24 protein-coding genes are annotated in these 24,998 nt (G+C 44.2%); 21 read left to right on the top strand and 3 right to left on the bottom strand.

What is annotated here, in order from left to right; all coding sequences use genetic code 11:
• Positions 1–3 precede the first annotated feature (3 nt).
• From ACKI4H_RS06830 to ACKI4H_RS06795, 8 genes are all read left to right on the top strand, one after another.
• Positions 4–1,062 carry a 2Fe-2S iron-sulfur cluster-binding protein gene (locus tag ACKI4H_RS06830; RefSeq protein WP_407304694.1) on the top strand — a complete coding sequence of 353 codons (1,059 nt, stop codon included), beginning with the start codon at positions 4–6 and terminating at the stop codon, positions 1,060–1,062.
• A 38-nt stretch (positions 1,063–1,100) separates the two neighbouring features.
• Complete coding sequence (locus ACKI4H_RS06825; protein ID WP_407304693.1) at positions 1,101–1,871, top strand: enoyl-CoA hydratase-related protein; 771 nt, start codon at positions 1,101–1,103, stop codon at positions 1,869–1,871.
• Positions 1,871–2,662, top strand: a complete 792-nt coding sequence (gene paaG, locus ACKI4H_RS06820; protein ID WP_407304692.1) for a 2-(1,2-epoxy-1,2-dihydrophenyl)acetyl-CoA isomerase PaaG — start codon at positions 1,871–1,873, stop codon at positions 2,660–2,662. Before ACKI4H_RS06825 ends, paaG begins: the two co-directional genes overlap by 1 nt.
• 3 nt (positions 2,663–2,665) lie before the next feature.
• A complete protein-coding gene (locus ACKI4H_RS06815; protein ID WP_407304691.1) occupies positions 2,666–4,219 on the top strand; it encodes a 3-hydroxyacyl-CoA dehydrogenase in 1,554 nt (517 codons plus the stop codon).
• Positions 4,220–4,230: 11 nt separating this feature from the next.
• Positions 4,231–5,442 carry a 3-oxoadipyl-CoA thiolase gene (gene pcaF, locus ACKI4H_RS06810; protein WP_407304690.1) on the top strand — a complete coding sequence of 404 codons (1,212 nt, stop codon included), beginning with the start codon at positions 4,231–4,233 and terminating at the stop codon, positions 5,440–5,442.
• Positions 5,443–5,502: 60 nt separating this feature from the next.
• Positions 5,503–6,795, top strand: a complete 1,293-nt coding sequence (gene paaK / locus ACKI4H_RS06805) for a phenylacetate--CoA ligase PaaK (protein WP_407304689.1) — start codon at positions 5,503–5,505, stop codon at positions 6,793–6,795.
• Positions 6,796–6,857: 62 nt separating this feature from the next.
• Entirely contained in the window at positions 6,858–7,799 is a 942-nt protein-coding gene (locus tag ACKI4H_RS06800; RefSeq protein ID WP_407304688.1) for a PaaX family transcriptional regulator C-terminal domain-containing protein, read from the top strand.
• Positions 7,800–7,843: 44 nt separating this feature from the next.
• Positions 7,844–8,443, top strand: coding sequence for a gamma carbonic anhydrase family protein (locus ACKI4H_RS06795; RefSeq protein WP_407304687.1), 600 nt, complete (start codon positions 7,844–7,846; stop codon positions 8,441–8,443).
• 317 nt (positions 8,444–8,760) lie between these two features.
• Here the strand turns inward: ACKI4H_RS06795 and ACKI4H_RS06790 are convergent, their stop codons facing one another.
• Complete coding sequence (locus ACKI4H_RS06790) at positions 8,761–9,696, bottom strand: LysR family transcriptional regulator (protein ID WP_407304686.1); 936 nt, start codon at positions 9,694–9,696, stop codon at positions 8,761–8,763.
• A 120-nt stretch (positions 9,697–9,816) separates the two neighbouring features.
• Here ACKI4H_RS06790 and ACKI4H_RS06785 point away from each other — a divergent pair, with 120 nt between their 5' ends.
• From ACKI4H_RS06785 to ACKI4H_RS06730, 12 genes are all read left to right on the top strand, one after another.
• Positions 9,817–11,145, top strand: coding sequence for an MFS transporter (locus ACKI4H_RS06785; RefSeq protein WP_407304685.1), 1,329 nt, complete (start codon positions 9,817–9,819; stop codon positions 11,143–11,145).
• Positions 11,146–11,178: 33 nt separating this feature from the next.
• A complete protein-coding gene (locus tag ACKI4H_RS06780) occupies positions 11,179–12,708 on the top strand; it encodes a M81 family metallopeptidase (RefSeq protein WP_407304684.1) in 1,530 nt (509 codons plus the stop codon).
• A gap of 618 nt (positions 12,709–13,326) precedes the next feature.
• Positions 13,327–14,211: a transporter gene (locus tag ACKI4H_RS06775; RefSeq protein WP_407304683.1), complete on the top strand. Its 885-nt coding sequence runs from the start codon at positions 13,327–13,329 to the stop codon at positions 14,209–14,211.
• A 28-nt stretch (positions 14,212–14,239) separates the two neighbouring features.
• On the top strand, positions 14,240–15,574 hold the full coding sequence (locus tag ACKI4H_RS06770) for an acetamidase/formamidase family protein (RefSeq protein WP_407304682.1): 1,335 nt from the start codon (positions 14,240–14,242) through the stop codon (positions 15,572–15,574).
• 61 nt (positions 15,575–15,635) lie between these two features.
• Complete coding sequence (locus tag ACKI4H_RS06765) at positions 15,636–16,838, top strand: aromatic ring-hydroxylating oxygenase subunit alpha (RefSeq protein ID WP_407304681.1); 1,203 nt, start codon at positions 15,636–15,638, stop codon at positions 16,836–16,838.
• Between the two features lie 11 nt (positions 16,839–16,849).
• Positions 16,850–17,203: a hypothetical protein gene (locus ACKI4H_RS06760; RefSeq protein WP_407304680.1), complete on the top strand. Its 354-nt coding sequence runs from the start codon at positions 16,850–16,852 to the stop codon at positions 17,201–17,203.
• Between the two features lie 12 nt (positions 17,204–17,215).
• Complete coding sequence (locus tag ACKI4H_RS06755; RefSeq protein ID WP_407304679.1) at positions 17,216–17,689, top strand: nuclear transport factor 2 family protein; 474 nt, start codon at positions 17,216–17,218, stop codon at positions 17,687–17,689.
• A 45-nt stretch (positions 17,690–17,734) separates the two neighbouring features.
• Positions 17,735–19,006, top strand: coding sequence for a styrene monooxygenase/indole monooxygenase family protein (locus tag ACKI4H_RS06750; protein WP_407304677.1), 1,272 nt, complete (start codon positions 17,735–17,737; stop codon positions 19,004–19,006).
• Positions 18,993–19,517, top strand: a complete 525-nt coding sequence (locus ACKI4H_RS06745) for a flavin reductase family protein (protein ID WP_407304676.1) — start codon at positions 18,993–18,995, stop codon at positions 19,515–19,517. Before ACKI4H_RS06750 ends, ACKI4H_RS06745 begins: the two co-directional genes overlap by 14 nt.
• Positions 19,514–20,284, top strand: a complete 771-nt coding sequence (locus ACKI4H_RS06740) for an SDR family oxidoreductase (RefSeq protein WP_407304675.1) — start codon at positions 19,514–19,516, stop codon at positions 20,282–20,284. The genes ACKI4H_RS06745 and ACKI4H_RS06740 overlap by 4 nt, the downstream gene beginning before the upstream one ends.
• On the top strand, positions 20,281–20,613 hold the full coding sequence (locus tag ACKI4H_RS06735; protein ID WP_407304674.1) for a non-heme iron oxygenase ferredoxin subunit: 333 nt from the start codon (positions 20,281–20,283) through the stop codon (positions 20,611–20,613). The genes ACKI4H_RS06740 and ACKI4H_RS06735 overlap by 4 nt, the downstream gene beginning before the upstream one ends.
• A gap of 5 nt (positions 20,614–20,618) precedes the next feature.
• The gene (locus ACKI4H_RS06730; RefSeq protein WP_407304673.1) at positions 20,619–21,611 is read left to right on the top strand and encodes a 2Fe-2S iron-sulfur cluster-binding protein; all 993 of its coding nucleotides are present in this window, start codon (positions 20,619–20,621) and stop codon (positions 21,609–21,611) included.
• Between the two features lie 37 nt (positions 21,612–21,648).
• On the opposite strand, the gene ACKI4H_RS06725 is transcribed toward ACKI4H_RS06730, so the two are convergent.
• Entirely contained in the window at positions 21,649–22,296 is a 648-nt protein-coding gene (locus ACKI4H_RS06725; protein ID WP_407304672.1) for a response regulator transcription factor, read from the bottom strand.
• Entirely contained in the window at positions 22,287–23,768 is a 1,482-nt protein-coding gene (locus ACKI4H_RS06720) for a PAS domain S-box protein (RefSeq protein WP_407304671.1), read from the bottom strand. The genes ACKI4H_RS06725 and ACKI4H_RS06720 overlap by 10 nt, the downstream gene beginning before the upstream one ends.
• 406 nt (positions 23,769–24,174) lie before the next feature.
• Here ACKI4H_RS06720 and ACKI4H_RS06715 point away from each other — a divergent pair, with 406 nt between their 5' ends.
• Positions 24,175–24,948 (top strand): glucose 1-dehydrogenase, encoded by a 774-nt coding sequence (locus tag ACKI4H_RS06715; protein WP_407304670.1) that lies wholly within the window; start codon positions 24,175–24,177, stop codon positions 24,946–24,948.
• Positions 24,949–24,998: the final 50 nt, after the last annotated feature.

The raw sequence follows: 24,998 nt of genomic DNA, 5'->3' as shown, positions 1-24,998 counted from the left end.
CCAATGAGCCAATTTATACCATTAACCATTAAATCTATTCAGCCACAAACCGAGCAGGCGATCTGCATTGCATTTGATCTCGCACCTGAGCAGATGGATGCTTTTCAATATCAACCGGGTCAGCACCTTACCATTCGGCATTTAACCGATGACGGCGAACTGCGCCGCTGTTACTCCATTTGTAGTGATACTCAGGAAGACATGAGTATTGCAATTAAAAAAATTGATCAGGGTCAGTTTTCAACCTGGGCCAATGAGCATCTCAAAGCGGGCGATGTTGTAGAAGTGATGCCACCACAAGGGGTGTTCTTCCAAAAAGCAGCCAAGACTGGTGGTCAAAATTATCTAGGCTTTGCAGCCGGCAGTGGCATTACGCCAATTTTATCCATTGTAAAGTCGGTGTTAAACCGTCAAGCGGACGCAACATTTACCCTGGTGTATGGCAACCGTTCCTGGAAACAGACCATGTTTTCTGAACAGATCATGGACCTGAAAGACCGCTTTAAAGAACGTCTGCAACTGGTGAATATTTTTTCACGTGAACTGAATGATAGTGAAATCTTTAACGGTCGGATCAACGCAGACAAATTACAGCAGCTGTTTCAGGCGAATCTGATTTCAGCAGATACCGATCATTGTTTTGCCTGTGGGCCTGAAGAAATGATGGCAGCGGTTGAAACGGTATTACCGATTTGGGGTATTCAGTCGAGCAAGATTCACACTGAACGCTTCAATACCGGCACTGCACCGCGAGCAACCGCACAGCAAATTGAAAGCCGCAGTGAAGAACGCGTCAATATTATTCTGGATGGCCGTGAGCTGATTATTGAAGTATCCAAACAGGATGACAGTATTTTAGATGCTGCGCTACGTGCCGGGGCAGACCTGCCATATGCCTGCAAGGGCGGCGTCTGTGCAACCTGTAAATGTAAGGTGTTAGAGGGTCAGGTTGAAATGACTGTGAATTACAGTCTGGAAGAAGATGAAATCCAGAAAGGTTATGTACTGAGCTGTCAGGCACGTCCGACCACAGCCAATGTACGTCTGAGTTTTGATGAATAAGCACGGAATTAATCGCTGAGCACAGCAGGAGTTCAAGGATGACCTACATTAAAACCAGCTCACCCAAGCCAGGTGTGGTACTGATTGAGCTGAATCGCCCGGAAAAGCGCAATGCCTTAAACAATGCCACCTTGCAAGACATTGCAGCCTGTTTACAGGACTTGGAAACAGAGGCTGCTGTGAAAGCCGTGGTCATCACCGGAAATACACAATGCTTTGCTGCCGGTGCTGATTTAAATGAGCTGGCGCAGTTAGATGTGGTCAGCATCCAGCAGGATCAGCGCCCCTTGCTTTGGAAAAAAATTGATGAATTTTCCAAGCCTTTAATCATGGCCGTGAATGGCTATGCCTTGGGTGCCGGTTTTGAGTTGGCTTTGCATGGTGACATGGTGCTGACTGGAGAAAATGCCCAGTTCGCCTTGCCTGAGATTGGTTTAGGGATGCTGCCGGGTGCCGGTGGAACCCAGCGCCTGGCCCGTCTGGTCGGTCAGCAATTGACGATGCGCTGGGCCATGACCGGTGAAATGATTTCGGCACAGACTGCATTGCAACATGGCATTAGCAGCCAGGTTTGTCCGGCAGAACTGACCGTGCAATACGCACTGGAACTGGCAGAAAAAATTGCCAAGCAGGCACCGCTCGCCATTCGTGCCATCAAGCAATCTTTGAAGTCTATTCATGAAGTGACTTTAAGTCAGGGACTTAAATTAGAGCGTCAACATTTTTTCTGGCTGGCTGCAACCCAGGATCGCCAAGAAGGCATTAATGCATTTTTAGAAAAACGAAAACCAGAATTTAGAGGTGTGTAATGGAATATCAAACAATTATTGTCGAAGAAAAAAATGCAGTGGGCTACCTGACCTTTAACCGTCCAAAACAGCTCAACAGCTTTAATGAAACCATGCATCAGGAAGTCTCCAAGGTCATCAAGGCTTGGGCCAAAGACAGTCAGATTCGTACCGTGGTGATTTCAGCTGAAGGTCGCGGTTTCTGTGCCGGTCAGGATTTAAATGACCGTGTGGTTGATCCGAATGCCGATGCACCGGACTTAGGCCTGTCGATTGAAAAATACTACAACCCTTTGATCAAGCTGATTACTGAAATGCCAAAACCAGTAATTTGTGCGGTGAATGGTGTGGCAGCAGGGGCAGGCGCCAATATTGCCTTGGCTTGTGACATTGTGATTGCCGCAAAATCAGCCTCATTTATTCAAGCCTTTTGCCGTCTTGGCCTGGTCCCGGATTCAGGCGGTACCTGGTTCCTGCCGCGTCTGGTCGGGCGTGCCCAAGCAATGGGACTTGCCATGCTCGGCGATAAAATTCCGGCTGAACGCGCAGTACAACTCGGCATGATCTGGCAGGTGGTTGAAGATGAGCAACTGCAAGCAGAATCGAGAAAATTGGCAGAGCATCTGGCGCAGCAACCGACCTATGGTCTGTCACTGATTAAAAAAGCCATTCATGCTGCGGCTGAAAATAATCTGGATCAGCAGTTAATTCTAGAGCGTGATTTACAACGTTTGGCAGGTCGATCAAGTGACTATAAAGAGGGTGTACAAGCCTTTATGCAGAAGCGTACGCCTGAATATAAAGGATGCTAAATCATGCAACAGATCAATTTAGAGCAAGTAAAAGTTGCTGTGGTCGGTGCTGGGACTATGGGGATTGGCATTGCGCAACTGGCAGCCATGCATGGACATCCGACCTATGTGTTTGATGTTGATAGCAGCAAAGTTCAGAGTGCTTTAAGCGCTTTTGAAACACAGCTCGGCAAGCGGGTACAAAATGGCAAAATGACCCAGCAATTGCTGGAGAGTACCTTAGCAAACTTGATCGTGGCAGAGGATATTCAGCAGCTTGCCGATGCGGGCTTAATTATTGAAGCCATTGTCGAAAAGAAAGAAGTAAAACAACACCTGTTTCAGCAGCTCGCTGCCATTTGCCCGGAACAGACCATTTTTGCATCTAATACTTCATCGATTTCCATTACCGCAATTGCTGCTGCAATTCCGCATCCGCAGCGGGTGATTGGGCTGCATTTCTTTAATCCGGCACCCGTGATGAAGCTGGTCGAAGTGATCCGCGGACTGAAAACCTCAATAGCCATTGCCGATGCAGTATTGGAATTGATGAAGGACTGGAATAAGGTTCCAGTCAGAGCCAAATCGACTCCCGGTTTTATCGTCAATCGTGTCGCGCGCCCGTATTATGCCGAAGCCTTTCGTGCCTTGCAGGAAAATGTCACCACACCGGAACAGCTTGATTTTATCATGCGTGAATGTGGCCGTTTTGCCATGGGACCCTGTGAACTCACGGACTTGATTGGACAGGATGTTAATTTTTCGGTGACGCAAAGTGTCTATCAGGAGTTTTTCTATGAGCCACGCTACCGGCCATCCTTGATTCAAAAAGAACTGGTCGATGCAGGCTGTTATGGCCGCAAGTCCGGTCAGGGTTTTTATGATTACGCTCAGGCCAAGCCTATACCAGCATATGAATTGCCTGTCAGTTATGCCAAGTCGCTGAATAAGCTCAAAGTCACGGTAAAAGGTGAATGGCTGCATTCATCAGCACTGATTGAACGTTTAAAACAGGCATCTCATGTGGAACTCAGTTTTCAGGCGGCACAACAGAATGAAATCCTGATTGGTGATCTTTCCCTGCGTTTGTCGCTTGGAGAGTCGGTTGAACTGGCTTATCCGCATGACCTGGTGGTGTTGATGGACTGGCATGCAGACTGGAGCAGTGCTCAGGCGATTCCAGTGGTGACATCACCGGCTTGTAGTGAAAAACAGCGTCAAGCGGTAGAGCTACTCTTCATAGGTATGAATGTGATACCCATTTGGACTAAGGATCATCCAGGTCTTTATGTTATACGTAGTATCACCATGCTGGTGAATGAAGCATGTGAGGCCGTATTGCATGATATTTCATCAGAACAAGATATTGATTCTGCTATGAAATATGGCGTTAATTACCCTTGTGGTCCATTTGAGTGGGCAGATAGAATTGGGTATTACACAATTTTACAGATCTTGGAAAATATGTATCAAATTTATGGTGAAGATCGCTATAGAACGAGTATATATTTAGCAAAGAAAGTGGTGCAGGGACATGCACAGAAAACTCAGCAGCAACCATTACGCGTTGCTGGCTAAAAGGAAAAATCATGGAACAGGTTTATATTTTTGATGCAATCCGTACCCCGATCGGACGCTATGCCGGTGCTTTAAGCAGTATCCGTACTGATGATCTGGCTGCCTTACCCATTCAGTATTTAAAGAACCAGCATCCAGATTTGCCTTGGGCTGAACTGGATGAAGTCATTTTAGGTTGTGCCAATCAGGCCGGTGAAGATAACCGTAACGTTGCCCGTATGGCTACTTTGCTCGCAGGACTGCCTGAATCTGTTCCGGCAATCACCGTGAACCGCTTATGTGCTTCAGGTCTGGATGCCATTGGACTGGGAGCACGTGCCATCAAATCGGGTGAAGCACAATTTATCTTGGCTGGTGGGGTGGAATCCATGAGTCGTGCACCTTATGTGCAATCCAAACCCACGACTGCCTTCAGCCGTATCCCTGAAATCTATGACACTACCATTGGCTGGCGCTTTATCAACCCAAAATTTAAAGCGCAGTTTGGGGTCGACAGCATGCCGGAAACTGCAGAGCATGTGGCCGAGAAATACCAGATTAGCCGAGCAGATCAAGATTTATTTGCCTATCACAGCCAGCAGAAAACTGCAGTAGCACAGCAGAAGGATATTTTTGCCGAAGAAATTCTGCCAGTAGAGGTGAAAGGTCCGAAGAAAACCACGCTCACCATTTCCCAAGATGAGCATCCCCGTGCAGAGACCACTTTAGCAAACCTGACCGCTTTGAAAACACCTTTTCGTAAAGAAGGCGGTTCAGTCACTGCTGGCAATGCTTCGGGTGTCAATGATGGTGCAGCTTGCGTATTGCTCGGGAATCAGCAGTTTGCCGAGCAGTATGGTTTGAACCCGAAAGCCAAAGTGATCGGGATGGCCAGCGCCGGTGTTGAAGCCAAATATATGGGCATTGGTCCGGTACCTGCTGTGCAGAAAGTCTTAAAGCAGACCGGACTCAGTCTGGAACAGATGGACGTGATTGAGCTGAATGAAGCTTTTGCAGCGCAGTCACTGGCAGTGATTCGTGAACTGGGTCTGCAAGATGATGATTTGAGAATCAACCCGAATGGTGGAGCCATAGCCTTGGGGCATCCACTCGGCATGAGTGGCACGCGTCTGGTGATCACGGCCATGAAAGAACTGAAACGTCGTCATGGAAAATATGCACTCTGCACCATGTGTGTTGGTGTCGGTCAAGGTGTTGCCCTGATTCTAGAAAATATGGATTAAGAACATCATTCAATTAATGAAATAAATCGTGGTCAGGATGACTGCGTCAGGAGTAAAAAGATGAATAACAATGCAATGGAAAAAATTGAAACAGTATCGGTTGATGAGTTACGTAGTGTCCAGCTTCAGCGTATGAAAAAGACCCTACAGCATGCTTATCAGAACAGTCCGGTTTATAAAAAGAAATTTGATGATGCGGGTGTGCATCCAGATGATTTTAACTCTCTGGAAGACCTGGCTAAATTCCCGTTTACCACCAAACAGGATTTACGCGATAACTATCCTTTTGGCATGTTCGCTGTGCCACAGGAACAGATCGTACGAGTGCACGCATCTTCTGGCACCACCGGTCAGCCTACCGTGGTCGGTTATACCCAGAATGATATCAATACCTGGTCTGATGTGGTGGCGCGTTCTCTGCGAGCTGCAGGTTTGACCAGCAAAGATATCATTCAGGTGTCTTATGGTTATGGTCTGTTCACGGGTGGTCTAGGCGCACATTATGGGGTTGAACGCTTGGGTGCAACCGTAATTCCAATGTCAGGTGGACAAACTGAACGTCAGGCGCAGCTGATTCATGACTTCAAACCGACGGCACTGATGGTCACCCCATCTTACTGCCTGAATATTATTGAGGCACTTGAGAAAAAATTTGGTACAGCCAAAAACTGTTCAATTAAAACTGGAGTCTTTGGTGCAGAACCGTGGACCAATGAGATGCGTAAGGAAATCGAAGAACGTCTTGGGATTAATGCCTTGGATATTTATGGCTTATCTGAAGTCATGGGCCCCGGCGTGGCGATGGAATGTCTGGAATCTAAAGATGGTCCAACCATCTGGGAAGATCATTTTTATCCGGAAATTATCAATCCTGAAACCGGTGAAGTGCTGGAAGATGGTGAACTGGGTGAGCTGGTCTTCACCACCATTACCAAAGAAGGCATGCCGGTGATTCGTTATCGTACCCGTGATTTAACCCGGTTATTGCCAGGGACAGCCCGAACCATGCGCCGTATGGATAAAATTGTGGGGCGCAGTGATGACATGATGATTATCCGTGGCGTGAATGTATTCCCGTCCCAGATTGAAGAGCAGATTTTACAGATCCAGCAACTCATCCCGAACTATCAAATCCATATTTGTAAACATGGACATATGGATACATTGCATATCCGTACCGAAATGCGTAAAGATAGTAGCGATATTATGGCACATCAGCTGGCAACTCAGCTTAAAGGGCAGATTAAAACCATGGTGGGTATTAGTGTCAGTGTGGAAGTGTTGCCAGAAGGCACTCTGCCACGCTCTGAAGGTAAGGCACAGCGTGTGTTTGATATCCGAAAGTCTGCATAAGCTCTACGGGATGATCGGTCTATGACTGGTCATTCAGTTTTTAAAAGGTAAAGTTAAACGAAATGAATCCGAAATTAAAACAAAGCATCGATGACTTTATTCGCAATGAAGCACTGAGCGGGACTTCATTAATCATGACTATCTTTGGTGACTGTATTTTTCACCACGGTGGCATTATCAGTCTGGCCAGTTTAATCCAGTTGATGGACGTCTTTGGCTTTAACGAGAGATCCGTTCGTACTGCCGTATTTCGCCTGGTTCAAAATGGCTGGCTGGTTTCGGAGAAAATTGGTCGAACCAGTTATTATCGGGTGACTGAAAGCAGCCGTCAGCGCTTTATTATGGCAGATCAAAAAATTTACAGTTTTACTCATCAGGAATGGGATCAGAAATGGGATCTGGTGCTGCTGAGTTCGGTTGAACTGGAAAATAAACTGCTCTTAAAAAAAGAACTGGAATGGCTGGGTTTTGCCAATATTGCCACCAATGTCATGGCTTATCCGGGTTGTGATCACCACAAACTGCAAAACTTGCTGTTAAATTTAAAAATGACAGAGCAAGTGGTGGTATTTAAAGCAGAAACTTTACTGTTATGGCAGGAATCTTACCCAACTGTAAAACGCATGGTAGAGACGAATTGGCCGGTTCAGGAGTTGTATCAACGTTATGAAAAATTCATTGCGGTGTTTAGAGAGTTTTTTCATCTAGTCGAAAATGAAGATGAGTTCGATTCGGTACAGGCCTTTCAACTGCGAATTTTACTCATTCATCAATATCGTCGCATTTTATTAAAAGATCCAAACTTGCCATTTGAATTATTACCATCAAACTGGTTATCCATCAGTGCCCGAAACTTAAGCAGTAACTTGTATCAAACCGTGGTGACTGCGGGTGAAGAATTTTTCATGGATATCGCACGGACTTCAGAAGGCTCCATGCCCCCTGTGCATCCGCAATTTTACAAACGCTTTGGTGGTTTGCGTCAGCAAGAAATCAGCTATTAAAGTAATTAATTATTCAAACCATCAGATTTTAAAGGAATAAAAAGATGCCTTGTTATGCTATAGATGGTGTGATCCCTGTGGTCAGTCCGCAAGCTTATGTGCATCCGACTGCAGTGCTCATTGGTGATGTTGTGATTGAGGCGGGGGTCTATATTGGCCCTTTCGCGGCCTTAAGAGCCGATTTTGGTGGAATTCGTATTCAGAAAAATGCCAATGTGCAAGACTCATGCACCATTCATGGTTTTCCCGGCAGTGTGACCTTAGTGGAAGAATATGGTCATATTGGACATGGCGCAATTTTACATGGCTGTATTATTCGCAAAAATGTGCTGGTCGGAATGAACAGTGTCATTCTGGATGAAGCAGAAATTGGCGAAAATAGTATTATTGGTGCCAATAGCACGGTCAAAGCCAAAGCCCAGATTCCTGAAAATTCACTGGCTCTCGGTAGTCCAGCCAAAGTGATGCGTAGCTTGGAGGCGAAAGAGATTGCATGGAAAACTAAGGGTACCGAACAGTATATTGAATTGACACAGCGCTGTTTGTCCACCATGCACGAAGTTTTACCCTTGTTGGAAGATTCAGCAGATCGGCTCACCTATCAACACTTCAATGCGGAACATGTTATCAAGCCTAACAGTTGATTTTTAAGAGCAGCGAAAACAACATTTCAACAGAGATATTTTTTCAAGCTGCCCGGATTAACTGACAACCTGGGTATTTGGTCTGCCTAATGGGGTTAATTTATTCAGGATATAAGCTTCATTAGAACGAAGCTGTATGATTATCATTGCTCTAACTTAAAAAGCGTCTCTATGGTAATTGATCACTTTATTCTTTGAGACCATGCATCTTGGTTTCCCTCAAAAGCTTTGGGCGATGATCTGATATTTTTTCTTTTATGGCCTTAAAGATCTGAATACTTCAAGGCTGATATAAAGAATAAAGCGATTTTCAAGCATTAAGTCAGATTGAAACTGGAACGAATACGCTCAATCAACAAATGATTTGATTCAGACAAATGCATGTTCTTCCGCACCATCAGCTGAGTTTGTGCAGTATTACAGAGTTCTGAATCGATGGTGAGTGACACCGCCTGACCATCTTTTATTGCATCTGCGATATCTGCATAGCGCATGGCGGAAATGCCATGTCCAGCCACGACATAATTTTTTAAGGCATAGATAGAATTGGTGGTCAGACCAATATTCAGACTCACCTGTAAACGTCCCATTTCACTGTCGAGTAACTGACGAAATCCATGGCCTACGGGCATTAAAGCAAATTTATAGGCTGAGATTTCGGACAGACAAACGCTACGTTTTAGTTCAGCCAAAGGATGACTAGAGGGCACAGCTAAAATAAATGGTTCTACTTTATGGGCAATGGTGCTGATGTCTGCATGAAATGGAGGATTATAGGCCAGTCCCATATGCGCCAGACTATCAACAATATGTCTTACGACATGATTGCCACTCATTAATTCTAACTGAATTTCAAGATTTGGATACTTATGATGCACGTGTCGGAGTACATCATAAATCATGTGTTGCATATAACTTTCACTGGAGACAAGGTTGACTTTGCCGAGTTGAGAAGATTGCAACTGAAATAAACTGTCAAATAACTCATTTTCACGGTTTTTATTTTCTTTGAAATACTCAAGCACCAAATAGGCTGCATCGGTTGGAATAATATGTCGCCCTTTGCGCTTAAATAATTGTATTTTTAATTCGGCTTCAAAGAGTTGAATTTGTCGGCTCATGGCTGACTGTTCAATATTCAATATATCTGCAGCTTTACGCATAGAGCCAAACATCATAACTGTATAGAAATAACGCAAACGTTTTTCATTGATTCCGTTCAAGGGCGCAAGGAATTGCAAGTTTCTGTCCATAAAACTACTGATGCCTTAAAAGCATCAGTATGCCTAATAAATTACATTGTTATCAAGTTAACTGCATGTTTACATGACTTTGGCAAGAATAAAAAAGATCTGGATAAAAAGGAGTTTTTGATGGACTTAAATAAAGCTGACCCAAAGCGGCTAGATACAGTTTATAAAAAAGTGACCTGGCATTTACTGCCATTTCTATTACTGTGTTACTTTTTTGCCTACCTGGATCGAATCAACATTGGATTTGCAAAATTACAAATGCAGCAGGAGCTGGGTTTTAACGATGCTATTTATGGCATGGCAGCCGGAATCTTTTTTTTAGGCTATGTGCTGTTTGAAGTGCCCACCAACCTCTATTTTGAAAAAATAGGTGCAAGGAAAACCATTACCCGCATCATGATTTTGTGGGGCCTAACCTCAATGTCGATGCTGTTTGTCACCACCCCGCAGATGTTCTATGTCTTACGCTTTCTGTTAGGTGTATTTGAGGCTGGATTTGCTCCGGGCATGATTTTCTATCTGACCTACTGGTACTCTGGCGCACGCATGGCACGGGTGATGGCGATTGTGATGCTTGCCGGGCCTTTGGCTGGCATGTTAGGTGCGCCTTTATCAACCCAGATTATGGGTGCTTTCCATGAAAGTCAGGGCCTATCCGGCTGGCAATGGTTATTTTTGTTAGAGGCTATTCCTACCGTAATGTTGGGCATCGTGGCCTATTTTTACTTAACCGATCATCCCTCGCAAGCAAAATGGCTTTCCCAAGAGGAAAAAGCCTTGTTAGTGAGAGAGATTTCCCAGCATCAGGCTGCAACCAGTCATAATAATTTTAAGGCCGTATTAAAAGATCCATGGATCTATTTCATGGCATTGGCCTATTTCTCGATCATTTGTGGAATTTACGCCATTGGTTTCTGGCTTCCCTCTTTATTGAAATCGGCTGGTATACAGAATTTGCAAATGATTGGCTGGTTGGTTGCGATCCCTTATTTATGTGGTGCCATTTTCATGACCATTTTTGCCCGCAGTTCGGATAAATGGCAGGAACGTAAATGGCATAGTGTGGTACCGACGGTATTGGCTGGAATCAGTTTAATTTTGTCAGTCATCAGCGGGAATTTTATCCTGTCATTTATTGCGATCTGTACCGCGACCGCCTTTATGTTTAGCGCCTATACAATTTTCTGGTCAATTCCATCCAAATATTTAACCGGTACAGCGGCGGCGGGGGGAATTGCACTCATTAACAGTATTGGATTGCTTGGTGGCTTTGTCAGTCCCAATATTATGGGCTTGGCGCAAACGATGACTCAATCTTTACTTGCAGGCTGGATCGCCATTGCACTGATCATGATTTTGGGCGGTCTCATCTTAATTTATGCTTTTAGCTTAAAAAAGGAGAGAGAGCCTGAAGCGATAACATCAGCCAGTCTCCTCACAGATGAATAAAACTGATTTTTATAAGATGCAGGACGATAAATCATGAAGAAAATTATCATTGCGGGCTTTCAACATGAAACCAATACCTTTGCACCGACTAAAGCAAGGTATCAGGATTTTGTACAGGGTGGAGGATTCCCCCCGCTCACTCGAGGTGCAGAAATCCTAAAATTTCGTGAGCAAAATATTCCAATTGGTGGCTTTATTCAGGAAGCAGAACAGTTAGGTTATCAACTCTTACCGGTGATCTGGGCAGCTGCTTCGCCCTCAGCACATGTAGAACAGGACACTTATCAACGTATTTGCGATGAAATAATAGCTGCCATTCATAATATCACTCAGGTTGATGCGATTTATCTGGATCTGCACGGCGCTATGGTGGCTGAACAGGTAGATGATGGTGAAGGAGAATTGTTAAGGCGTATCCGTGAAGTAGTAGGTCTGGACATTCCTGTTATTGCTAGCCTGGACTTTCATGCCAATGTGACTCAAGCGATGTTTACACAGAGTGATGTACTCATGTCATATCGCACCTATCCGCATGTCGATATGGCAAAAACCGGACAACGCTGTGCCCAATTGCTGGAGCAAATATTTCAGGGTAAAAAACTCCATAAAAAAATGTATAAGCTGCCGTTTTTGATCGCCTTAAATGCGCAATGCACTGAGCTGGAGCCGACTCAGTCCTGTATGACCTTACTCGAACAGCTAGAACAAAAGACCTCTGTCCAGATGAATTTCACGCCCGGTTTCCCAGCGGCAGATTTTGCTGAATGTGGCGGATGCATTTGGGGCTATAGTGAAAGCGCTTTGCAGTTAGAGCAAGCAATGCAAAGCTATATAGCGCATGTGCTTCAACAAGAACCCCACTGGAATATGGAATTTTTATCACCTGATCATGCTATCCAGCAAGCACTCAAATTAATTCAACAAGAGAAGAGTGTAACAAAGCCTATCGTGATTGCAGATACTCAGGATAACCCGGGCGCTGGCGGTGATTCTAATACCACTGGTATGTTATATGCCTTGTATCGTCATCAGGTTAAAAATGCATTGATTGGCTTAATTGCTGATCCAGTGCTGGTGCAGCAAGCTTATCAGCTTGAAGTTGATCAGCACTTTCATACGCAATTGGGCGGAACATCGGGTATCACAGGAGATTTTCCATTCGCAGGTGGATTTAAAATCAAAGCCTATAGTGATGGAAAATTCAGATATGCCGGACCCATGATGCATGGGGTTGAGGCGGATATTGGTCCGAGTGTATTACTGGAAATAGCAGGCATTGAAATTGCGGTCAGTTCCTATAAAGCCCAGTTACTGGATCGTAATATGTTTAAAATTTTTGGCATAGCACCTGAAGAAAAATCGATTATAGTGGTGAAAAGCTCTGTACATTTTCGTGCCGATTTTCAAGATATGGCCGCTGCTATTTTAGTTGCGAAATCTCCAGGTGCTATGCAAGCAGATCCGAATGATCTCCCTTGGCAAAAGATTAATCCTGACATACGGCTAGTGCCTTTGGGAGAAAGTTTGGCGCAACATGATCAGCCATTACGTTGGAATATTTAACGCAAAGCTATTTAACAGACTAAATCTACTATGATTGAGTCTATTTCTCGATAAGATCCATATTCTTGATGTGAGGGTAGATCAATCCAACTGACTTTTGCAGATCTTGACCAAATTTAGGAGCTTTAATAGACCACCTCGGCTGAAATCTGCAAGAGCTAGCCGAAAATGGACAGGAATCCAGAATTTCATTCAAACTCAAAAAATACTTATAAATCCAATTAGAAACTTGTAGTAAATTAGACTTCTTGCGAAAGTTAATTTAACAGTATGCAGTTCACCATTCCAGTAATTAAATTCATTCTTAGATCAATTCGCAAGTGGTCTAATGCTCATCCACATGCTTCTTTAAAAAATCATTCCATCACAATTCAATCAACTTGGCTCCATAAATAGGTATATCTACCTATATAAATAGGCATTTTTATATGCTGCTCCCCATACTTCTCATTATTGTATTAGGGCAGTTTAAGTATCAGTACTTAACTTCTGCCTAATCAGAACACTGATTCATCCTTATATTTCACAGGCATATTCTCGGACTAGATTAAGTCATGCGCTTAGTGGAAGTTAAAGCTTCTATTAAGGAAGACTTAACGATCTGAGGAATTGCTGCAAATGACAGCTAAACATCTAAAATCAATAGTATTAGCCACAAGTCTTTTGGGCTGTACGCCATTTGTAGTTGCAGCTGAAAATGGGGGAAGTGCTTATCCTGATGGTACGGATAGCTTTTTAGGGGGCGCAATGCCACCTCCAGGTACCTATTTGATCAATTACAACCAATTTTATTCGGCAGACAAATTCAAAAATGATCATCCTGTATTTGATGATTTCAAACTCGATACCTTCGCAACCGTTGCACGCGGTATTTATGTCAGTGATAAAACCTTTCTGGGTGCCAACTGGGGCATGCATGCCTTCCTGGTCTATGCCAATGCCGACATCACCTTAGGTGGCGGGCAGGATGAAAAAACGGCTTTAGGTGATGTGATTATCGATCCATTTCTATTGGGTTGGCATCAAGGCGACTGGCATGTCTCTACCGGGGTAGATTTTTATATTCCTGTCGGTTCTTACAACAAGAATAAACTTGCCAATATTGGTCGTAACTACTACACCATTCAACCGATTGTGGCAGCCACATATCTCAACAAACAAGGTATCGAAGTTACCACCAAGTGGATGTACGACATCAACTTTGAAAATAAAGATACCCAATACCAATCAGGCAATGCTCTGCATGTGGACTACATCGTAGCAAAACACATGGGACCAGTTGCAGTCGGTCTAGGTGGTTATGTTCATCGCCAGCTTGAAGGTGACTCGGGTGAAGGCGCAATTCTTGGTGACTTTAAGGCCAAAGCAGCCAGTATTGGACCACAAGTGCGCTACCAATTCGCTAAAGGTATATCGGTTGCTGCCAAATACCAAAAAGAATTTGACGTTGAAAACCGACCTGAAGGTCAAAAGTTTGCATTCGATATCACTATTCCTTTTTAAGACCAACATATTGCAGTAGGGGAAAATTATGAAAATTGAAAATCAAGATTATGCCGCTGGTAGTAAAAATGCAGTTGATTATCTTATCGTCAATGAATACTCAGGCGGTATTGTCGGGCCGAGCCAGCGCATGCTGGGTCCACTGCAAAATGGCGGTACCTTAAAAACAGGTACACCACCGGGCTGTTGGGGTCCAATGATTACACCTGCATTCCAGGGTGGTCATGAAGTAACATTGCCAGTATTTATCGAAGGTGCAGAAGTTGGCGATGCTGTTGCGCTCAAAATCAAGAAAATGAAAGTAACATCGATTGCGACCTCTTCAGGTGTGATGAGCTTTGTTGAAGGTCGCTATCATGGCGACCCGTTTGTGGCGAAATACTGTAGCGCATGTGGTACAGAACAGCCTGCAAGTTATGTTGAAGGCATTGGTGAAGATGCGATTCGCTGCAAAAATTGCGATGCAGAAGTCAGCGCCTTTGAATTTTCCCACGGCTATGTAATTGTGCTTGATGAAGAAAATAAAGTCAGCTTGACGGTTAATCAAGAGATTGCTAACAAACTTGCCGGCAATGCCAATGAATTGTCTGCGCTGCCTGAGCATGCGGCACAACATTCAATTTTATCGCTTGCACGTGCAGACATGCCGGGTGTTGCAGCACATATGCGTCCATTCCTCGGCAATATTGGTACCACACCAACACGTGACTTGCCGGACTCGCACAACTGTCATGACTTTGGTCAGTACCTGATTAATGCACCACACAAATTTGGCATGACTGAAGAGGAATTGCTTGCAGCAAAAACCGACGGCCATATGGACACCAATTCGATTCGTCCAGGATGTATTTTGATCTGTCCGGTCAAAGTGCCAGGGGCAGGCGTGTACATGGGCGACATGCATGCACAGCAAGGTAATGGCGAAATCGCAGGTCATGCAACAGACGTCTCAGGTGAAACAGAACTTCAGGTTGAAGTCATTAAAGGCTTAACCATTGATGGTCCAATCCTGCTGCAAGCGGCAGATGATCTGCCACCGATGGCACGTCCATTTACCAAAGACGAAAAAGCCAAAGTCAAAGCACTCGGAGAACGTTGGGGTCAAACTGAAATCGAAGAGAGCGGTCCAATCACCTTTATGGGAACCGGTAAAAACCTGAATGATGCCACTGAAAACGCCTTAAACCGCGCGGCGAAAACCACAGGTTTAAGCTACGACGAAGTCATGAACCGTTGCACGATTACAGGTTCAATTGAAATTAGCCGTTTGCCGGGCATGGTACGCGCAACCTTCCTTTGCCCAATGCCAATTCTTGAAAAACTCGGAATCGCTGACCTCGTTCGCGAGCACTACCAAATTTAATTGAACAGGCAGTGGCTGAGCCACTGCAAATCTAAAACTATAACTTGAAAAGGAATGTCAAATGAACAGTGAATCTAAATTACGTTGGGGCGAGTTATACCCAGAACTCGGCATTGAACCCATTCCCACAGAACCGTGTATTTCTCCGGAAATTTACCAAGAAGAAATCGACAAAGTATTTTCAAAAGTATGGCTAAAAGTGGGTCGCGTAGAAGAAATTCCAAAGAAAGGCGATTACAAAGTTAAGCGCATTGATTTTGCTAAAACCTCTGTGATTTTAATGCACGGCAAAGATGGGCAAATTCGTGGTTTCCATAACATCTGCTCACACCGTGGCAACAAAGTTGTGGTTGAAACCGACAATGAAACTTTCGGTTCAAGCAAGGCTGCAGTGGTGACTTGCCGCTTCCATGGCTGGGTTTACGATGCTAAAGGCGATTTAATCAATGTTCCTGAAGAAGAGAAATTCACTTCTTGTTTCGATAAAGGTCATAACGGTCTAGCACCGGTACGTACTGAAGTCTGGGAAGGCTTTATTTTCATTAATTTAGACAATGAAGGCACCCAAAATGTTGAAGAATTCCTGGGCGGTATGGGCACGCATTTGGGCGGCTATCCATTCCATGAAATGGAAGAATGCTTTGCTTATAACACGCTGCTGAACTGTAACTGGAAAGTGGCACATGACGCATTTGCTGAGGCTTATCACGTCGCGACGATTCACGCGGGTTCATTCCCAAATGTCTTTGCATCTGGCCTGCAAGAAGTACAACTATTTGGCGACCACCGTACCTGTGCAGTCTGCTTAACTAAAAATGCCAACCCTAAACCAGCTGCGGCACTTTCCGGAGAAATTACCGGAGCATCACTGGTCAATCACTATGAACGTACGCAACTCCCGAGTTCAGTGAACCCAAATGACCGTGATGATTTTTCATTCGAGTTATCCGTGATCTTCCCGAATATTTTGGTGCATGTGACAGAAGGCGTGTGGTTCACCCATCAATTCTGGCCAGTGGGTCACAATCAAACCCGTTGGGAAGGTCGTTACTACTTACCGAAAGCGAAAAAATATTCTGAACGTTGGGCACAAGAGTTTGCACAAGTTTTACAGCGTAATGCATGGCTAGAAGATACTGCAACGATGGAAGATACCCAACAAGCACTTGAATCTAAAGCAAAGAAAGTCATGCATCTACAAGACGAAGAAATTCTGATTCGTCATGGTTATCACGTACTTGAACAATACCTCAACCGCGCATAAGGAGAATTTGCATGACACAACTTATTTCACAACTTCCTGCTGATTTTGCTGTTCTTGAAACTTTTGTCGCAACATGGGCTTTGGGCACTTCCAAACAACGTCATCAGCAACGATTGCAATCGACTTCGGCTGAACTGCAGGCATTCTACGATGCGATTTTGCCTGAAATGCGCAAATTATTGGCCGCACTCGATGAATATGAATTGGGTACTTTGCCTGAAGAATTACACAAGTTGTATTGGCTAAGCCTAAGTTTCGCAGAAGTTGCACCGCATATTGAACTGTACAAAGGCTCAGTTGGCGTACCTTATGCCTTTGAAGAAAAACGCTTTATTTATGAAACAGGCGATGTAGTAAACGTTTAAAAGGACTTGAATATGAGCCAGCACAATCTGGAAGCACGTTTACACTATCTAGAAAGCTGTGAGGCGATTCGAAGTCTGGTGGGTCGGTACGCTACAGCGGCCGACCAACGCAATAATCCCCAAATTTTACAGCATTTATTTCATAGCGATGCCGTTTGGACTGCCAATGGTTTTGGTGAATATCAGGGTCGTCAAAATATTTTAGATGCATTGTCGAGCATTGCTGAAGCGCAGATTTTATGGAGTCTGCACATTATGGCTATGCCTGATATACAGATTATTGATGAATGCAATGCAACCGCAAGTTGGATGCTTTGGGAAGTCTGTCACTTTGCCCAAGCTACGGCTGAAAAGAATCAGCCTGCATCAATGAATTGTTTGGGTGGTTTTTATCATTCTGTCATTCGCCGAGATGAAGACGGGATTTGGAAATTTGAGCGTGTTGAACTCAACCTGACATTTACCCAACCGTATCCAACGGCGTAAATACAAGGTCTGCAGCAATCACAGCATTAAAGAGGAATTTATAAAATGAGAAAAATTGCAATTATTGGTGGTGGGCAAGCAGGTTTATTACTGGCGTTCTCATTAATTGAAAAAAAATATGATGTGACTTTATATGTAGACCGGCCTGCGGATGAACTTTTGCATGGCCGTATGGTGAGTACCACCATGTTTTTTGCCAATACTTTAGAAGTCGAACGTAAATTGGGTCTGAACTTCTGGGATGGTAAGGCTCATCACGGACAAGCCATTCATGTTGACTTCCGTGCACCAGATGGCAGCGTTGCACTACCATTGACGGGTTTTTTACATGAAAATAAAGGTATCGCGATGGATCAGCGGACCAAGTATCACCGCTGGTTAGAAGAATATCCACGTCGTGGCGGTAAGTTGGTTATTCAAAATGTCAGCCCTGAAGATTTAGAAGTAATTTCCACTGAAAATGACTTAACCATCCTGGCGGCAGGCAAGGGCAATATCACTAGCCTGTTCAAACGCAATGAATCCCGTTCAGTGCATCAGGCTCCGCCACGCAAACTGGCTGCAGCTCTCGTAGTCGGTGATGATTTATGCGGTGCTGACAGTTGGAAAGGCTTACCATCACAAAGCTTGCACTTCAATTTTGTTGCAGGTGCAGGCGAATACTTCAGTATGCCATTCTATAGTCATACCCATGGTCCATGCCGTAGCTTCCTGTTTGAATGCGTACCAAATGGCCCGATGGATATCTTTGATGACGTGACTAGCGGCGAAGAAATGCTGCAACGCATGAAAGAAGCAGTAGCCAAAGTCACACCAGACCAAAACTTCCGCATGGTCGACAATATCGAACTGAGCGATCCGAATGCCTGGTTAAAAGGTGCGTTCCGTCCGGAAGTCCGTCATCCGGTCGCGACTTTAGAAAATGGTGCGGCGATTTTGGGCATCGGCGATACAGTGATGGTGAATGACCCGATTGCCGGTCAAGGTGCGAATAATGCCACCCGTATGGTGGAGCATTATTTACAAGCGATTCTTACGCATGGTGATGAAGCCTTTACTGCTGAGTGGATGACCCAAGTCTTTGATGAATTTTGGGAATATTCAGGTCGCTATACCACTGAATTTACAAACCTGTTGCTGAATCCACCAAGTGAAAGCCTGCTTCAGGTCTTGGGTGCTGCAGCACAAAACAGCATCATTGCTGATGATTTCATGGGACACTTCAACCATCCACGTGGTTTCTGGCCAGCGGTCGATGGTGCGGAAGGCGCAAAAAGATATCTGTCACGCAAGGAGTTTAATCATGCAGCTGCCTGAAGTGTTATGGCAGGATGTTGATCTTGCTGAAGCGAAATCGCTTCGGCAGGCCTTCGGGGGCTTTGCCACCGGTGTTGCGATTGTGACCTGTCTGGATCAACAGCAGCAACCTGTCGGACTGACTATTAATTCCTTTAGTTCAGTTTCTTTAGACCCCGCACTCGTCTTGTGGAGTCTGGTGAATCACTCACCCAGTCGTGAGGTATTCGAATCTGCTGAATATTTTGCGATCAATATTTTAGGTGCAGATCAGCAGGACATTGGCTTGAACTTTGCCAAGCCAATTGCGGATAAATTTCAACATGGCGTGTGGAATATTGAACATGCTAAAGCACCAGTACTCGAAGGCTGTGTAGTGCAATTTGTTTGCAAAAATGAAAAGCAGATTGAAGCGGGGGATCATCAAATTTTCCTTGGCAAGATTGAGCAATGCCGTCACAGCAACCAGCGACCATTACTGTTCTGTAAAGGACAGTTCAACGAATGGCCACAGTATCAGGAGGTTTCATGACTGATCTAAACAATAAAGTAATCTTGGTCACTGGCGGCGCAACCCATATTGGTCAGGCGGTGGTTTCTGAACTGACGACTTTGGGCGCTGAAGTCATTATTGCCGATATTAATGAAACTTTGGGCCAGCAAGTTGCGACTGAGACCAAAGCGACGTATGAATATCTTGATTTGGCAAACGATGACAGCATTCAGGCCTTGGTGAGCAAGCTGAAACAAGTCGATATTTTGGTCAATCTGGCCTGTCTGTATGAGGATCATGGTTCACAGTCGACCCGTACCGACTGGCAAAAAACCTTCAATGTTACGGTGTTTGGTCATGCGGCACTGGTACAAGCCTGCCGTCCATTGCTGAAAGCCAGTTCAGATGGTGCAGTGATCAATATCAGCAGTGTCAGTGCCCGTATCGCGCAAAAAGAGCGTTGGGTTTATCCGGCATCTAAAGCCACTTTGGAGCAATTGACCAAAAGTATGGCTTTGGACCTAGCAGTAGATCATATACGCGTGCATGCCTTGTCACTCGGTTGGACATGGTCTGTTCCAATGCAGATGATTTCAGGTGGTGATCGTCCAAAGACGGATCGTATCGCAGGTCGTTTCCATGTACTTGGTCGTATTGCGGATGCAGAAGAAGTCGCACAAGCCTTAAGTTTATTATGTAGTCCAAAAGCTAAATTACTCACCGGTAGCACCATTCATGCCGATGGCGGTTATCACACCCTGGGGCCTGAAGCGACAGATTCACCGATTGAGGAGTTAAGCGCATGAATATTCAAATGACCAATATTGCCGAAAAGCTGCTATGCCTCACCTCGGATGTTGAACAAGGCGAAGGTTTACAGGTCATGATTGAGGGTTATCCACCACTGGCTGTTTTCCACCTAGAAGATGGAGAATTTTACGTCACTGATGATACTTGTACCCATGGTGATGCATCTTTAGCTGATGGTGAAATTGATGGCTGTGAAGTGGAATGTCCATTTCATGCCGGCGCTTTTGATATTAAAACCGGCGAGCCGTGCGGTGCACCGTGCAGTATTCCACTCAAAATCTACCAGTCCATTGTGCGCAATGGTCAGGTCTATTTGGTGGAGTAAGCTGTATGTATAAAATTCAAATTGAAGGACAGGGTGAGTTTCACTGCGCAGCCGATGACGTACTATTACGTGGCGGTTTACGTGAAGGGCTGGGCTTGCCTTATGAATGTAATGCAGGCGGCTGTGGCACCTGTAAAATTGAAGTACTTTCTGGTGAGATTGAAAACCTGTGGGCAGATGCACCGGGCCTGTCTGATCGCGATAAACGTAAGGGACGTGTTTTGGCTTGCCAATGCCGCCCAAAATCGGACTGCGTCATCAAAGTTCGCTTAGATGAGCAATGTATACCGAAAATCTTGCCAAAACAGCAAGCAGTAACTTTGAAGCATGTACGGCCCATTACCCATGATATTTTGGAAGTCCATTTACAGGCAGATACGCCTGCGCAGTTTATTCCGGGTCAATACGCATTGCTTTGGGTCAATCAGGAATTACTGCGCGCCTATTCGATGTCCAATTTACCCAATGACGAAGGACTGTGGGTCTTTCAGATTAGACGTGTACCGGATGGCAAGCTGACCAACCTACTGTTTGATGAGCAGCAGCGTCAAGATGCCTCAATTCAAATTGATGGTCCTTATGGCTTAGCACATTTGCAAGAGCAGCCACGTCCGATTGTTTGCGTTGCAGGGGGATCAGGTCTGGCACCCATGCTGGCGATTGCACGTGGTGTCGCAGTCAATCCACATTTACAGCATCAAAAAGTCTGGTTCTTCCATGGCGGACGTGAACAACGTGATTTGCTGACCGAAGCACAAATGCGTGAGTGGACTGAGCTTGGTGCACGCCTGAACTATATCCCTGCAACCTCATCCGAGCTGATTGAGGGGATTCGTTCCGGTTTTATTCATGACGTGATTCATGATGTCTTAGGTCAACAATTGCTTGAACACGAAATTTACTGTGCGGGCCCACCGCCGATGGTGAAATCCATTGAACAAATGGCACATCAAGCAGGAATTCCGCAGCAGCAAATTCACTTCGATCGCTTCTTCTAAATCTTAATTCGACTTTTAATCTTGCCAGCAGATGATTTTAAACCATCGCTTGCAAGGTTTTATCTCGACACATCAACACCATATTGACGATCTGCGCAATTGACTCGGTGCCTAGTTTTTGCCGGATATGGGTGCGATGAATCTCGACAGTTTTATGGCTGATATTCAGCATTTGAGCAATATGTTTACTCGACAAGCCATCGACCAACAAATTAATGATTTCATTCTCACGTGGAGATAGAGATTTCAATTTAGATTTTTGTAATTCCCTTTTTTCAGCCGCTAAAAAGTCAACTTCTGCTTGCTGTAAACAAGATTGGATTTGATTGAGCATATGCTGCGGGTTAAACGGTTTTTCCAAAAAATCGAATGCACCTGCTTTCATGGCATTAACAGACATCGGAATATCGCCATGACCGGTCATAAAGATAATCGGCATACTGATCTTTTGCTGATTCAGCTGCTGCTGTAACTGTAAGCCACTCATCCCACGCATCCGCATATCCAGAATCAAGCAGGCAGGCGTATGAGGGCGTTGATAACTTAAAAATTCCGTCGCGCTATTGAAGGTTTTGCACTCAAGTTGGACAGACTCCAAAAGCCAAGTTAAAGAATTACAAATGTCTTGGTCGTCATCAATGACATATACGATTGGTTCTGCGACATGAGGATTGGTCATATACATTTTGCACGCTCCTGTGCTGCCAAAGAAATATTAAAAATGGCGCCTGATTCGCCCTCACAAACCCATAAATAACCTTGATGGTTTTCGATGATGCTACGAGACAAGGTTAATCCTATGCCCATACTGTCAGTTTTACTTGAATAAAAAGATTCAAATAATTGCTCAGGATTTTGTCCTTGTAGCCCTGGACCATTATCAGCGATCGCAATTCTGGCGTGTTGATGGTGCTGCCAAGTACGGATAAAAATATCGCGCTGACCTTCAGGGTTTTTTTGTAGTGCATCGACAGCATTAAAGACCAGATTAATAATAACTTGACTGAACAATGTCTCATCAGCAGAAATACTCATTGGAGACACACCCAATTCATAATGAATAGTGCATCCACCTTGATCTGCTTTGAGATTAATGAGCGGATGTAAATCCTGAATCAGACGATTCAATGAGTGGATTTTAAAATTCGCTTCACCTTTTCTCAAGAAGCTACGCATACTGTGAATAATGCCATTCACGCGATGGGTTTGATTTAATGCAGCATTCAGGGCATCAATGGTTTCCTGGGTATTCGCTAAACCGTTTTGGATACGAATAATACTCCCACCGACATAATTATTGAGTGCCGCCAAAGGCTGATTCAACTCATGTGCCAATGCAGTCGAAAGTTCGCCCATCGTTTTGCAGCGTGACATATGACCCAATTGTTTTTCTCGAGCCCGCGCTGTATTTTCAGCTTCGATACGTTCAGTAATATCCCGGTAATTAATTAAAATGCCTTGAATGTCAGGATGGTCGAGTAAATTTCTGAAAGTTGCTTCATGATGGCGCCACTTACCATTATGGTGCATGATTTTGTAATGGATCGTTCCCACATCATCATCTAAAGGGTGTTTAAACAGCAACTGTCTTACATCCATCCGATCATCGGGATGAATCACGCTTAAAACATTTTTATTGAGGACAAAACGGTCACGATATCCCAAAATACGCTGTAGGGAAGGGCTGGCATAGAGCAATTTTCCTTGGGTATCTAAAATTGCAATGCCATCTCCAGAGTTTTCGAGCAACATCTTAAAGTATTGGTCTTTAGATTGAAGCTGATACTGGTATTTCTTGATTTCACTGATGTTGCGGACGAGCGCTAGCATTTTGGGTTTGTGCTCGATCTCCACAATTTTCAGACACACCTCAACAGGGATATGACGCAGATCTTGAGCCTGAATGAGCCACTCAAATGTGATGGCTTCATGACTAGCAGCCTGATGGACTTTCCTCAAAGCATGTTGAAAATCAAAACCATGACTATGTGCACTGATCTTTTCCACACTCATCTGGGTTAATTCGGATTTGCTATAGCCCGTCAAGGCTTCAGCTGCTTCATTGGCATCCATGAAATCGATACTGTCTATATCATGAACAAAAATTGCATCACCAGCTTTGTCAAAGATGGTTTGATAATAATTAACACTTTTCATTTCGGGTCCTTACGCTAGATGGCATCCTGCTATCTGGTAGAGGGAGTATTTCATTCCATTTAAACATTTCTAGTTTTGTCTTTCATATTGAGTAGAATTTCAAGATTATGCAATACGACTAAAAGTCTAATTACATACTCAAAAAGTATAAATCCAATCAGAAAACAAATATGTTTAAACTTATAGATGTATAAGCAAGATGTATTCCATAACTTCTTGACTTGCAGTTTTTAATTAAATCTCTAGCTTCCTTAAGTCATTTAAACAAGGGTAATAAAAATTACAATTAAAAACAAATCCTGATGCTTAATATTACTTTTTAGAACGCTAAAAATTTATGATAAAGATGAAGCGCTGGCTTCATAAAATAATGTGACTATAGTATCAATAAAAGGTACGCATTATCATGCAAAATTCTCTATTAGATTTATCAGACAAAGTAGCTTTGGTTACGGGCGGTGCAGCAGGAATTGGTCATGCCTGTGCTCTCGTACTTGCTCAAGCAGGGGCTAAGGTCATGATTGCTGATCTAAATCAAGCCATGGCCAATCAGGCCGCTCAAGAAATCTATGAAAAAACAGGAAGTGAGGTTCAGTGTGTGGCCTGCAATATTCTAAAAGATAACGATCTTGTGAATGCAGTGGAAAGTACCCGGAAAGCTTTTGGCGCTATTCATATATTAGTGAATAATGCGGGTGGTGGCGGTGGCGGCCGGGAATCACCTTCAAAAATTACGGTTGAGGATTTTATAAGGGACTTCAAATTAAATGTATTTGCAGCCTGGCGACTTTGCCAGCTAGTTGTTCCCTATATGAATGAAGCCGGATATGGCTCAATCGTCAATATTACCTCCATGAGCTCCATTAACAAAAGCCCAGCCATGAGTGGCTATGCCTCTTCAAAAGCGGCCCTTAATCATATGGGCGCTAACTTGGCCCACGATTTTGGACCTGTGGTCAGAATCAATGCCGTCGGGCCAGGAGCAGTACGTACTGCTGCATTAGCAAAAGTACTTACGCCGGAAATTGAAAAAAAAATGTTAGCTCATACTCCTTTACAACGACTAGGTGAAGCTGAAGATATTGCAAACGCAGTATTGTTTTTTGCTTCTCCAATGTCTTCCTGGGTTTCCGGGCAAACATTATTCGTAAATGGTGGAGGAGAGCAAACTCTTGACTAATTTTTAAAATATAAACTTATTATGTATTTTAATCATTTAGTTTATAAAGA

The sequence above is a fragment of the Acinetobacter sp. genome (assembly GCF_045628685.1).
Classification (GTDB): domain Bacteria; phylum Pseudomonadota; class Gammaproteobacteria; order Pseudomonadales; family Moraxellaceae; genus Acinetobacter.
Note: the sequence above shows the minus strand (reverse complement) of the source record. Positions and strands in the feature narration are given on the sequence as shown.